Source organism: Paenibacillus sp. CAU 1782 (assembly GCF_054551715.1).
In genome coordinates this window covers 1,261,924-1,275,290 of the sequence record NZ_JBTOLL010000001.1, presented here as the reverse complement: position 1 = coordinate 1,275,290, position 13,367 = coordinate 1,261,924, and the positions used below count along the sequence as shown (strand labels likewise).

General features: G+C 47.6%; 9 protein-coding genes and 3 tRNA genes. All 12 read left to right on the top strand.

Features of this window, described 5'->3' with window-relative positions; translation table 11 throughout:
- Window positions 1-129: 129 nt before the first annotated feature.
- Window positions 130-1,860, top strand: a complete 1,731-nt coding sequence (locus ACX93W_RS06305; RefSeq protein WP_459391447.1) for a methyl-accepting chemotaxis protein — start codon at window positions 130-132, stop codon at window positions 1,858-1,860.
- 224 nt (window positions 1,861-2,084) lie between these two features.
- Window positions 2,085-2,879, top strand: coding sequence for an ABC transporter ATP-binding protein (locus ACX93W_RS06300; RefSeq protein WP_459391446.1), 795 nt, complete (start codon window positions 2,085-2,087; stop codon window positions 2,877-2,879).
- Complete coding sequence (locus ACX93W_RS06295; protein WP_459391445.1) at window positions 2,845-3,915, top strand: efflux RND transporter periplasmic adaptor subunit; 1,071 nt, start codon at window positions 2,845-2,847, stop codon at window positions 3,913-3,915. The genes ACX93W_RS06300 and ACX93W_RS06295 overlap by 35 nt, the downstream gene beginning before the upstream one ends.
- A gap of 3 nt (window positions 3,916-3,918) precedes the next feature.
- Window positions 3,919-6,831 (top strand): ABC transporter permease, encoded by a 2,913-nt coding sequence (locus tag ACX93W_RS06290; RefSeq protein WP_459391444.1) that lies wholly within the window; start codon window positions 3,919-3,921, stop codon window positions 6,829-6,831.
- A gap of 6 nt (window positions 6,832-6,837) precedes the next feature.
- Window positions 6,838-7,737 (top strand): ABC transporter ATP-binding protein, encoded by a 900-nt coding sequence (locus tag ACX93W_RS06285; protein WP_459391443.1) that lies wholly within the window; start codon window positions 6,838-6,840, stop codon window positions 7,735-7,737.
- On the top strand, window positions 7,727-9,304 hold the full coding sequence (locus ACX93W_RS06280) for an ABC transporter substrate-binding protein (RefSeq protein WP_459391442.1): 1,578 nt from the start codon (window positions 7,727-7,729) through the stop codon (window positions 9,302-9,304). Before ACX93W_RS06285 ends, ACX93W_RS06280 begins: the two co-directional genes overlap by 11 nt.
- A 474-nt stretch (window positions 9,305-9,778) precedes the next feature.
- Window positions 9,779-9,943 (top strand): hypothetical protein, encoded by a 165-nt coding sequence (locus tag ACX93W_RS06275; RefSeq protein WP_459391441.1) that lies wholly within the window; start codon window positions 9,779-9,781, stop codon window positions 9,941-9,943.
- Between the two features lie 126 nt (window positions 9,944-10,069).
- Window positions 10,070-10,146, top strand: a tRNA-Met gene (locus tag ACX93W_RS06270).
- A 36-nt stretch (window positions 10,147-10,182) separates the two neighbouring features.
- Window positions 10,183-10,259 (top strand) — tRNA-Ile (locus ACX93W_RS06265).
- Window positions 10,260-10,282: 23 nt separating this feature from the next.
- Window positions 10,283-10,371: transfer RNA gene (locus tag ACX93W_RS06260), tRNA-Leu, on the top strand.
- 844 nt (window positions 10,372-11,215) lie between these two features.
- Window positions 11,216-11,674, top strand: coding sequence for a hypothetical protein (locus ACX93W_RS06255; RefSeq protein WP_459391440.1), 459 nt, complete (start codon window positions 11,216-11,218; stop codon window positions 11,672-11,674).
- A gap of 987 nt (window positions 11,675-12,661) precedes the next feature.
- Window positions 12,662-13,105 (top strand): hypothetical protein, encoded by a 444-nt coding sequence (locus tag ACX93W_RS06250; RefSeq protein WP_459391439.1) that lies wholly within the window; start codon window positions 12,662-12,664, stop codon window positions 13,103-13,105.
- The last annotated feature ends 262 nt before the right edge of the window (window positions 13,106-13,367 follow it).

Genomic DNA, 13,367 nt, shown 5'->3' with positions numbered 1-13,367 from the left:
GATGCCTTTGTGCCGCATGAAGTGGGCGCAGAGGCTTTTTTTATTTTTTGCTGAAAAAGAGATATTTAAAAGAAGCAAAAATGCCGATATACAGCTTGCAAGCCAACTAGAGCGAGAGGGTGGTCCATTATGAAATTGTCACTGCGCATGAAGCTTATTTTGATAGGTGCAATCCCCATATTTTGTTACGCCGTATCCAGCATTGTGTTATTGGAGCAGCAGCGGGATATGTACCATACGATGGCGAGGGATATTTACGGTGTTGCCAATCAGGTAAACACGCTTGTACTGAACGGCGACCGGGACATGTATCAGTCTTATTCCGCCTATCTGCAGATTGCGTCGGGCCAATTGGACGAAAAGGGCAAAGAAGCTGCCAAAAATGAAATGTTGTTGAATCGTGACCAGGCCATCGACAACATCGGAAAAGCCAAAACCATTCTGGAAGGCGCAAATTTGCTGAATCTGACTTATCCCGGTTCGGGGAAATCGGCAGGAGCTATTTTTGAACAATTCGACGTTCATTTTTCGAGATGGAGCGAGCAGGCGCTCCAGGCAGTCGAAGCGGGAGGAATTCCTTCGGCTACGGACAGCTTTCATGAGGATTTCTTTACAAGCCGGAGCGGCATAGACGAGGTAGGCGGAAGCGTGGATGCCTATTCCAAACAGCGCATGGACGAAATCGAAAAAAATATGGATCAAGCCCAAATGGCGTTATATGGAGCCATCGCTCTAGTGACGTTGATTCTAAGCGCTATTATTGCCGTCATTGTTAGACAGATCACTAGAACGATTCGCACGGTTGTCCGCAAAACGTCCCAGGTTGGGGCAGGCGACCTGACGGCGCCGGCCGAGACCAAATACGGCACCGACGAAATCGGGCAAATTTCCAAATCGGTGGATCATATGATTGAAAGCATGAATGCGCTAATTGCGGGAATCGTGCGGGGCACGCGCGAGGTGTCGCAATCTTCGACCATGCTGTTGTCCGCGTCATCTGAATCCTCATCGGCCGCTCAACATGTCGCCGCCAATGTGCAGGAGGTCGCAAGCGGTTCGGAGACGCAAGCGAGGGGGGCGGACGAGGCGTCGAGGGCCATGGAGGAAATGGCCGTGGGCATCAGCCGAATCGCCACCAATACCTCTGTTCTGGCGGATCATTCCGTTATAACGTCAACCCAAAGCCAGGAAGGGCAGCAAGCGCTGGAACGGTTAGTGGAGCAAATGAGCGGCATCAGCCATTCGATCGGCACGTTGTCCGGCATCATTGGTTCTTTGGAAAACCGTTCGCGCCAAATTGGCGAAATTGTTGAAAACATTACTGCGTTTGCGAGCCAAACGAATATTTTATCGCTTAACGCTTCGATTGAGGCTGCAAGAGCAGGCGAGCAGGGCCGTGGTTTTGCGGTAGTCGCCGGTGAAATTCGCAAGCTGGCGGCAAGCTCCATGGAATCGGCGGAAGGAATCAACGAGCTGATCACGTTAACGAGGGGCGAGATCAACCAGGCATCCCGCTATATGGGGGAAAGCCAGCGAGAGGTGGAAGTTGGCGGAGAACGAGTGCGGGATGTTGTTCGCAATCTGGATGTTATCGCAGCCGCTATTGCCGGGATGGCGGAGCAGCTGCAGGAAAATTCCGCGATTGCCCAGCAAATGTCGGCCAGCTCGGAGCAGGTCAGCGCATCGATGGACCAAACCGCTCACACGGCTTCTCAAAACCTGCAAAAAGCGGAAACGGTGGCGGCTGCGACAGAAGAACAGCTTGCTCTGATGGACAACATCAATGCCGCGGCGCTAAGGCTGGACGAAATCGTAAACGAGTTGAATGGCTCAACATCGAAGTTTAAGGTTAATGTGTAACGACCGTCACAAGGAAAGTAAAGTGCCCCTTTTGCGGTGGAAACCATGCGTCTAGTCCGCATGAATCCGCAAAAGGGATTTTTTTTCAAAAAATGATGAAATGATTGAGGGAATATGTAACTTTTTCTACATGAGCTCCGTCTAAGATGTTAGATTAGAATTATGAAATACATACAGAGTTTTTGGAGTGTCTTATAACTCCAAAGGGGGGAGTGAGGAGATCGATGGCCATATCTCAAGGAGTGGAGACAGAGGCCGCACCGCAGGCCGACGAAGAAGGCTTCAATGGAGCCGGGGATGAAGCGGTTGATACAGAAACTGCGGCTCAGGAAGCAGCAGTCCAGAACCAGGGCAAACTTCTGGTCGTCAACCAGGTGGAGCGTATTTTCCAGGTCGGCGGCAATGCCCTGCATGTGCTCAAAGGCATTCAGATGGAAGTGAAGCAGAAGCAGCTTGTCATGCTCAAGGGGCGTTCCGGCTCCGGCAAAACAACGCTGCTTAATTGCCTGGGCGGACTGGATACGCCGAGCAAAGGCGAGATCCTGTTCAAGGATCTGCCTTTTAGCAAAATGAATGACGATCAGCGCACGCTGGTTCGGCGCAAGGATATGGGATTTATTTTCCAAGCCTTCGCTTTGATGCCGTTGTTGTCAGCCTATGAAAATGTCGAGCTGTCTCTCCGCATGGCGGGGAAACCGCGTTCGGAATGGAAGAGCCGAGTGATAGAATGCCTGGAGCTTGTAGGATTGGGCAAACGGATGCATCACAGGCCTTTCGAGCTTTCCGGGGGCGAGCAGCAACGCGTTGCGATTGCGAAGGCGATTGCCCATAAGCCGGTATTGCTGCTTGCGGATGAACCAACCGCGGAGCTGGATACAGGGATGTCCGCACAAATTATGGCGGTCTTTCAAAATATTATTGCCACTGAACACGTTTCTATTTGTATGACTACACATGATCCTACGATTTTGGAGGTTGCCGACCATGTCTATGAAATGGTGGACGGAAAATTTATTTAAACGTTCAATGATTGTTGCGTTAAGCGCTTCGCTGGCATTTACCAGCGGATGTGCCTTGCTTCCCGATGAGAAGGAAGAGGAGGTGCTGCCAGAGATCGTTCCGGCGCAAATTTCCAAGAGGCCGGAATACGAGGTTACGACCAAAACGCTTGAAAACAAGGTTTCCGTGATCGGCAAGCTGATTTCCATGGAAGAGGAAACGATGCATTTTACGCTGGATGGGAAAAACCTGAAGGAATTGTACGTCAAGGTTGGCGATAAGGTTGAAGCTGGCGATATCGTCGGCGAACTGGATGTCGAGGATATGAAGAAGACGCTTCGTCTGGAGAGAATCGCCTTCAAGTCACAGGAGAACGACATGAAGCAGACGCTTCGCGAACGCGACGAGATGGACCCGCTGGATTTTGAAGCAAAACAAATCGCCTTTGAGGAAAAGCGGCAGAAGCTCGCCGATATGGAGGAAGAAATCAATAACGCAGTTCTGTATGCTCCATTCTCCGGCACAATCGTTTCGGTCAGCGTGCAAAAAGGCGATGTGATTAAAAAATACGCTCCCGTTGCCATCGTGGCCGACACGTCACTCATTACGCCAGCCTCAAAGCTGACAAAAACGGAGCTGGAAAAAGTGGCGCCAGGCATGGATGCCATCGTCAGCATCAGCAGCGTCGGCAATTTCGTCGGCAAAATCAAGCAGCTTCCGATTAAAAGCGAAGATAACAACAATAACGGAGGCGGCGGAACCGGCGGGGAAACCAAGCCGGAACGTCCTGAAGATTTTATGCTGATTGATGTAAAAGATCTGCCTGCCGGGTTGAATCGAGGCACTCCTATTTCCATTAATATCATTACGAAACGTACGGAAAACGCGATTGTAATCCCGCCGTCCGCGCTGCGCAGCATCGGTTCCAGAACCTATGTGCAGGTGGTAGACGAGGATGGTAAACGGGAAGTTGACGTAGAGGTTGGCCAACAAACTGCAACCGACGTCGAAATCTTGCAGGGGCTGAAGCCTGGACAGAAAGTCGTAGGTCGATAAGCCATGGGTATTCCGCTGTTCCGATTCCTATTCCGCAAAATGTGGAATACTCGCTGGCTAACCCTTAGTACGCTGGCGGGGCTCATTTTGGCTGTAGCGTTTGCGACCAGTATTCCGATGTATGCGGATGGCGCGCTGAAGCGGGTTGTCGCGGAATCGCTTCAAGAAAAAAGCACAGGATTGCCTGCGGGCTCCTTGCTGATGCGGTACCAATCAACGCCGGGACAGGCGACAGACCTGGCTGCATTGGCAGCTCTGGAAAGCTACATCAAAGAAACGGTGCCGAAGGATATCGGTTTTACCTACGACACCTATCTGAATCTGTACTCTATCCGCAGCGCGGACGTAACGCCGGAGGATCCCACCAAGGTGGATGCCGGACGCAACCGTCAGCTGGCTTTGGCGACGATGGCAGGACTTGCCGATCATACTGAAATCGTGCAGGGAAAATGGTTTTCAGAGAATCCCGGCGACGGAGAATTGATTGAAGCCGTTATGCTTGAAGAAGCCATGTTCCGCAATGATGTTCATATCGGCGATATTTTTGAATACCCCGTATACGGCGGATTGAATCTGACGCTGCGGGTCAAGATCGTAGGGGCTTATAACCCGCTTGATACAACGGATTCCTATTGGTATCAAGGACTGGAAGGCCAGCTTAGCACGCTGCTCGTAAGCGGCGACACCTTCCAGAAGCTGCTGCTCGAAAAGTTCAAAATTCCGCTTCACAACGGAAGCTGGTATTACGCCTTTGACTTGTCGGAGGTGCAGACCAGCCAGCTGTCGCCGCTAGGGCGTACGCTTAACCGGTTGAATATCGAGCTCTACCAGCTTTTGAAAGACACCAGAGTGGAGATTTCGTTTGCCTCCACTTTGACAGAGTTTAAAAAACAGAGCTTGCAGCTGCAAACGATGCTGTTTACGCTCGCAGCTCCAATGATCGCAATGGTCTTTTTCTTCATCGCGATGAATGCAAGGCAGTCGCTGGATAAGCAAAGAAGCGACATTGCCGTGTTACGAAGCCGCGGCGCAGGCACTCGGCAAATCATCTGGATTTATTTGCTGGAAGGTTTGCTGCTGGGAGCGATTGCGCTGGCGACGGGGCCGTTTATCGGCTGGTTCATGGCCAAAAGCATCGGCTCCGCCAATGGTTTCCTCTCCTTCGTTAACCGGAAGTCGATTCCGGTAGGTTTCTCGACGGAAGCGATGATTGCAGGCGGCGCAGCGGTGCTGCTGGCTATTCTGGCAACGGTCATTCCGGCCGTTATCTATGCCCGCTCCTCCATTGTCAGCTATAAGCAGGAGCTTGCCCGTTCCGACCGGAAGCCGATATGGCAGCGCTGGTTCCTGGACGTGCTGCTGTTGGCGGCATCGGCTTATGGCTGGTATATGTTCAACGAAAGGCAAATGCTGACGTTCCAAACCGGCATGACAACGGATCAGCTTAATGTTCAGCCGTTTCTGTTTTTTGTGCCGGCCCTGGCGATTTTTTCGCTAGGATTGTTTTTCCTGCGGGTATTCCCGTGGCTGCTGAGTTTGTTTAATTGGCTTGGCCGGAAGTTTTTGCCGGTGCCGCTTTATTTGACGCTCACGCAGCTGTCCCGCTCATCCAAAGGCTATTATCCGTTGATGATCCTGCTGGTGCTGACGCTTGGACTTGGCGTATACAACGCATCCGCGGCGAGAACCATCGATCTGAACTCCACGGAACGGACCTTGTACAAATACGGTTCGGACGTCATTGTTCAAAGCGTATGGGACGGCACTCCCGAGGTCACCAGACCGACGACAGGCGGAGGCGGCCAAGGTGGCGGAGGAACCGGCGGAGGCGGAACGGGTGGCGGTAATGGCGGCGGTGGAAATTCCGGCGGCGGGGGAGGCGGTGGCGGAGGCAACCAAGGCAACGTGCCTACCAAAATCCTCTATAATGAACCGCCTTTTGAAATCTACCGTCAGCTTGATGGCGTAGAAGCCGCAGCGCGCGTGCTGCAGACAAAAGGAAATGTCGTTGTTTCCGGCAAGTCGATCGGACAGGGAACTATTCTCGGGATCGACAATAAGGATTTTTCCGAGGTTGCATGGTTCCGCGACGATTTGTATCCCGTTCATCCGTTTCACTATTTGGCTAATCTGGGGCTGTATGAGCACGCCGCGATTATTCCGACAGGAGTGGCGGAGAAGTATCAGCTTAAGCTGGGGGACACCATTTCGGTTGGTTTTACGGACGGCATGATCGATTTCTCGATTGTCGGCATTTTGCCTTATTGGCCTAGCCAATATCCGGACAAATCGCCGTTTGTGATTACGAATCTGGATTATATCTATGATCAGCTGCCGATGATTCCGTATGAGGTTTGGCTCAAAATGAAGCCTGATGCTTTAGTAGGCCCGATTGTTGAGGAGCTTCAGAAACATAACATTGAGCTGGTATCCGTTAAGGATGTGCGCAGCGAGCTGCTCACGCAATCCAAACATCCTACAAGAGGCGGAGTATTCGGCATTCTGAGCTTGGGCTTCCTGGTGTCGGTTGTCATTACGCTTGCCGGTTACATTCTGTATTGGTTCTTCAATCTGTCGGGGCGTTCGGTTCAGTTTGGCGTATTGCGAGCCATGGGCCTCTCTCGCAGGCAATTGACGGGCATGCTGCTGCTGGAGCAAGTATTTACGGCAGGCCTTGCGATTGGCCTCGGCGTTTTGATTGGCAAAGGGGTCAGTCTGATCTTCCTTCCGTTTCTGCAAACAGCCGATAATGTCGCGGAGACGGTTCCGCCGTTCCGGGTTGTTTTTGAAGCCAGCGATACGAATCAACTGTTTATTGTAGTTGGCTTCATGATGCTCGTCGGAGCGCTGCTGCTCTTCATGCGCATTCGCAGTCTTCGGGTGCATCAAGCGGTCAAAATGGGAGAGGAGAGTTAACGTCAGATGATTCATTGCGAAGGCCTGGTTAAGATTTACAAAAGTGATGATCTTGAGGTTGTTGCGCTTCAAGGCTTGAATTTGACAGTGGAAAACGGCGAGCTGATGGCGATCATCGGCAACAGCGGCAGCGGCAAGTCGACTCTTCTGAACACGCTGGGCGGTCTTGACCGCCCTTCCGCCGGACAGGTGCGCGTTGGAGAGTGGGATCTGCTCAAAATTTCCGAAGAGGATCTTGTGAAATACAAGAGAGACACCGTCGGATTTATTTGGCAAAATAATGCCCGCAACCTGCTGCCTTACCTGACGGCATTGGAAAATGTGGAAATGCCGATGATGCTTTCCGGCAAGATGGATCGGCCGTATGCCAAGCAGCTGCTGGAATGGGTTGGCTTGGGCCATCGGATGAACAACAAGCTGCACCAGCTGTCAGGCGGCGAGCAGCAGCGGGTGGCCATCGCGATCTCGCTGTGCAACCGTCCAAAGCTGCTGCTGGCGGATGAACCAACCGGTTCCGTCGATACGGCCACATCGGATATGATTATGGGGATTTTCCGCAAGCTGAACAAGGAACTGGGCGTAACGATTGTTATCGTAACGCATGACATGACGCTTGCGGGCAAGGTTGACCGGGTGGTGGCAATACGGGATGGATTGACCAGCACGGAGTTTATTAAACGCAACCCCAACATTGCGGAGGGGGGAGCCGAGCTGCCTTTTCAGAGCGGTAAGCTTGGAACGGTACACGAAGCTTATGTTGTCGTCGACCGCGTAGGGCGTCTTCAAATTCCGAAAGAATATTTGACATCCTTAGGCATCAAAGATAAAGCATCCATGGAATTCGACGGGGAAAAAATTATTATCTCGTCGCCAAAATCTCTAGGGGGAAACGATCATGAAAAGTAATAATGTGATCAATATGGGTTTGTCAAAATGGTTGAAAACAGGTATGGCCCTGACAATGGTAACGGGCACTCTGGCTGCTTGCAGCGGAAGCAATACCCCTTCGGATGCTGAAAATCGTGTACTGCGTATTGGCGTTTTGTACAGCAGCTCGGACAACGAGCCGTATTTCCGCCAGCAATATACCGACATGTTTGAATTTAATCATCCCAATATCCAGTTTGAAATTGTAGGGGCAATCAATTACGAAGATCAGCGCTTCCAGAGTACGACTTCCGAAGAGCCTGTAAAGCAGCCTGACCCCTATGAAAAAATGAAAGAAATGATGACGGGCACCAACCCGGTTGACGTAGTCGTCATAGACTACAGCATGCTGCGTAAATTTACGCAGGACAATTTGCTCCAGCCGCTGGATCCGCTTATTGCCCAAGACAAATTCGACTTAACCGACTACGTGCCAACGGTCATCGATGGCATCAAAGCGGTTGGCGACAATCAAATTTTTGCGCTGACTCCAACTTTTACTTCTTCGGCGCTATATTACAATAAGAAAATTTTTGCCGACCATAATATCGAGCCTCCAACCGATAAGATGGAATGGAGCGAAGTCTTTAACAAAGCACGCCAGGTAACGAGCGGCGAAGGCGCTGACCGGACTTTTGGATTTATGCTAAACCGCTGGTCATCAGATCCCTACAATGATGTGCAAAACTACGCAAATGCGCTTCAGTTGAAAATCTGGGATGACAAAGCCGAAAACATGCTGGTCAACAGCGAGCAATGGATCAACGCAACAGAGCAAATCGTTTCCCTGTACAATGAGAAAATTGTGCCGAATCAAGAGTTTATGAATCAAATGTACGAAAAAATTAGCTCCGAGGGCGGAAATGATCCATTCTATGGCGATTTGTTTGTGCAAGGCAAAGTAGCCATGATGGTTTCCGATTCCAGCTATGTGAATGAACTGAAGCGTTTTTCGGATAATGCGGGAAGCATCAATGATTTTCAAATGGTGGATTGGGATATTGTAACGGTTCCGACAAGCCCTGCTAACCCGTCTGCAGGCGGAAACATCGGCCTTAGCCAGCTGATGGGCATTAATGCCAAGGCGCAAAACGCTGACGATGCTTGGGAATTCATCAAGTTCACCAACAGCAAGGAATGGGCAAAACTTAAATCCAGAAGCAATTACGAAATGGTGGCGCGTAAGGAATATCTTCTGCCGGTCGGCGGCATGAGCTACAATATTGACGCGTTTACACTGTTGACGCCACTGCCGCCTACAAATTCTTCGGATAACATTTATAACGAAAAGCCGGGACTTTGGGAAGTAACGAACGTTGGTTATCAGGTGTTCGAAGGCATCAGAGACGGCTCCAAAACCGTTGCAGAGGCCATGGCAGAGTGGGAAACAAGAGGCAATGCCATTCTGCAAGGCCAAAGCGAAATGGGCGAAGATGGCGGCGGTGTTGTACGTCCCTTTGAGGGAGAAGTCAATATGAAGGAAGCGGAAGCGCTAAAAGCAGCATCTGGCGAAGCTGAGGCTGTTCAGGAAGAAACTGCTGAATAAATAGGTTGTACCGTCGAATAGAAGGCTTAGTGATCTCTACTGGCCGTTAAAGGCCGCCAGAAGCCGACTAGTCATTTCAAGCCTGCGGTGACATCTGTGAATGCGTGATCTATAATGTAGGCTGCCAGAGCAGTTGTGATGTGCGTCTTATACAAAGGCTGTCATAAAAGCCGTTATGAGTGACTTAAACAAGGGCTGTCCCAACAGTTGTAATGAGTGGACTAATACAATGGGCTGACACAGCAATTGTGATGAGTTTCTTACACTAAGGGCTGTCATTGCTACTTGTGTGCCTGTTCTCATTTCAAAGTAAATTTAACATACAAGGCCGTTTCTTCCGTGTTTGATGACACAGGGGAAACGGCCTTGTATGGTTAAGGTAACAATTCCATGCTTGAATTTAGCAAATATGGGCATTATAAGTGCAGCATCACTTTTGGTTGAATGGTTATGGGGTACGGGAGGTTATGAGCGATGAAGTGGATTTATTGGCTGAGGCTGTACGAGACCAAGTTTCAAGCCGGGTGTCTGCAGCGCAGGATGGAAAATGACTGGTGGATATACGGTTACGATAGCCCCCGAGAAATTGAAATCTATCGCGCTCGCAGCGGCAGATACGGTGTTCGTTACTTGCCTTGAACCTGTAAAATCAGGGTAGCAAATAAAAAAATCAAGAAAATCCGAAAAAGTGTTGACTATTGGTGGGATATTATAGTATATTAATTGAGTCGCCATTAAAGGTGCTTGAAATGAATGGAATAATGTCGCGGGGTGGAGCAGCTCGGTAGCTCGTCGGGCTCATAACCCGAAGGCCGCAGGTTCAAATCCTGCCCCCGCAACCAAAACTTCGATCAAACGTTAACATAAACGTTCTTCGAGGGCCCTTAGCTCAGTTGGTTAGAGCGGTCGGCTCATAACCGATTGGTCGGGGGTTCGAGTCCCTCAGGGCCCACCATTTGTTCACAAGTATCTCCACATGCCGGGGTGGCGGAACTGGCAGACGCACAGGACTTAAAATCCTGCGGTGGGTGACCACCGTACGGGTTCGATTCCCGTCCTCGGCACCACAATCTTAAACGCAAATCCCTTGATTAACAAGGGATTTTTTGCTTTTTTATGAATGAAATAAATTATGACTTGAGATAGTGGGTAATCAGTTTTTCTTTTGGGGGCGGATTGGGGACGAACTTTGGCCGAGGATTTCTAGATGCGAAGTTGTCTTGCGACAAAGCTTCTTCGTGTTATGAGCGTAAGTGCCAGTGATTATTTAAGTATTTGATTGCCGGAACCGATGTTGTATCTTTTTAATCGACTCGTCAATCTGTAGCCTGATGATTCGTCTTCTTCATAGTATTTATTTCGATCTCTCGATGCCTTTTTCTGTTATCGTTGTAGTGGTTGTTAGAACATATTACTTCTAAGCTTCGATATTACTGAAGTGGAAAAAGCCCATTTTGTGGGCTCAGAATTTCTCAGGTTTTGCAATTTTTATTGAGGCTACCTCTCCGCAGGTTTTGCAGAATGTGTATATAACTGGGGAGCCAGTAGATAAAAATTTATTGACTGGCATTACGTTAGCGTACCCATTGCTTATTTGACCTTTAGTAAATGTATTACTACCGCAAGCTTTACAAGTTAAATTATCATGATTCATAGTCATCACCTTCATTGAAGTATTTATTTGTTAATACGTTTTATTCCAAACAGGAGTTTCGCTATTTATAACTTCATAGCAAAGCTGCTGATGGTGCCAAACCAATACAGGAACTGCACAACGCACCTATTCGACATCATCACTCTTAATGCGACAAATTACGGTTATTTGGTCCCATTAATACCCAAAGAAATATATGGTAGAATAGGGTAAAGATAGCTGGCCGGCTTCTAAACATGTCAAGGAGTGAACCGTAAATGGTGATCAAGAAATTTAGCAAAAAGCTTGTCATTTCTGCAGTTATGTCCGTCATGTTGTTGTTTGGTGCTAGTTCATCTGCGTATGCATATGATGGCTGGGCTGACACATTCCAAACCGCATATTCATTAAATGGCCCGATTAACGGAGTGTCAACAACCATAAATTCAAGTGTAGATGTGGATTGGTATTCTTATACCGTTACTGGCCCAGTTCAATTGAGAGTAACGCTTCAATCCCCGGCTGGTTTGAATTATGATTTTCATATTGCAGTTGGAGCAGGTACCGGGCTTTTTCCAACAGCCTCGGGATGGGATGCTGGTAAAGGTGGGCTGGATTACACCACAATTACATACAATACTGCACTTCCAATAACCTATTATTTTCAAGTTAGGGGACAAACGGGATCGGATTATTCAAGCACTGGGCAATATGTATTTACAGTCGTAGAGCTATAAAAGAACAGTCTAATCAGGGTTCATCCAAATGGATGACTCTTTTATGTTAGAGGAACTCAGAGTTTTATGCCGGTTAGAAAAAGATTCTTGCATCAGTTGATATATTGGAACATTAGCCCAATATAATTAAAGGAAACCCTAACAATAATGAGGTTGAAAAGAAATTCCCTTTGCAACCTCCAAATCTGTGGCAATCAGCTAAAACAAATAAATCCAGATCTAAGGTGTAATGCAAGACTTCGACAAATTTCGACAACCATAAAACTACCATAATCCAATTAACCATGGAATTGTGCATGTGTCATCATTAACTGATGCCTCCGATGTTGATTATTATGTCTACTATAACAACTCACCACAATTTCAACTAGTATCAGTTAATTTAAGTTTCAATCTGTTTGATGGTTTTGAATTACATGGTAGAATCGTATATGCATCAGGAACAGAAACTGGATTGTTCAGCGCAGCAAAAGAAGGTGTCGTTCGGGGGTTCTATAATCTCTTAGTTCCTCCAGGGGCTAAATTGTATCTCAGAACGTCAACTGAAAATTTTATTGCATCACATCATACGTATAAACTATCAGTCTATTACACTCCATTCAATGGATAAAGTGTGAAATGAATGATCACAGCCGCTCGGGTTACTCCCGTTGCGGCTTTTTAACCTTTCATGTTTGACCGACTTTTATTATTTTACCTACAAACGAAAAGTTTATATCGATAACTGCAACATAACCCTTTTGTGAGGTGTTAATTAAAGGAGCACTCCTTACAATTTAAAAGTTTAAAGTTTGATTAATCATAAGAGTTCAAATTAAATGAATAAAGATAATCAGACTAAAACTATTGGACTAAGCAAAAAGAATGAAAAATAAAAAAGAATTTTTATATACACAATATGTTAAATATGGTATTATATATGTGTAAGTTGGCCAACTCTTTCAACTATGACATACCTTCAAATAATATTTAGGAGGTAATTTTATAATGAAGTTTGCTAAGTCGATTATACTCACTCTTGTTTTGATGTTGTCCCTAGCAACTGTAGCATCAGCCACTCCAATGGATCAGGACTTCTCTGAGCCTGCGAATAATTCGCCACTAACAACATTTCAATTTAGTCAAAACGAGATCTCTTCGTGGATTCAATCACCAACAGATATTGACTTTTGGAATTTTGTTTCGCCTAAAACAGGTGTTCAACAAATCTGGTTGCAACCTCCAAGTGGAACGTTCTATGAAATGGCAATATTTGAATATCCTGGGGGTAGTTCTTTAGCGCATGTACTTGCATATGGAGGCACTGCTTCTTCACTATATGTTTATCTTCAAGCAGGCAAAAAATATTCTATTATGATAAAGTCACATAATGGCTCCTTTGATGACAGCCCAACCAACTTTTACATAGTCGGGTTGCCTGGTCTATTCTAGTCTAATCTAATCGCCTGCCATCAATATGATGGCAGGTTTTTCAGATCATTCTGACTTATGAAGTTATGAGAGCGTGAATAAATGAAAGGCTAGACTACGCTGGATGACAACAGCCAGCATAAAGAGGTAATGGAGCTGTCTGGAACGAATACGAAAATGGGAGATGAATATGTGAAGAGATACTCGACACCAGAGAAGTTTATACTTTGTGCCTGTGAATGATATCGAGGTATTGAGTTAACTAAACTTATTTAATTATGGG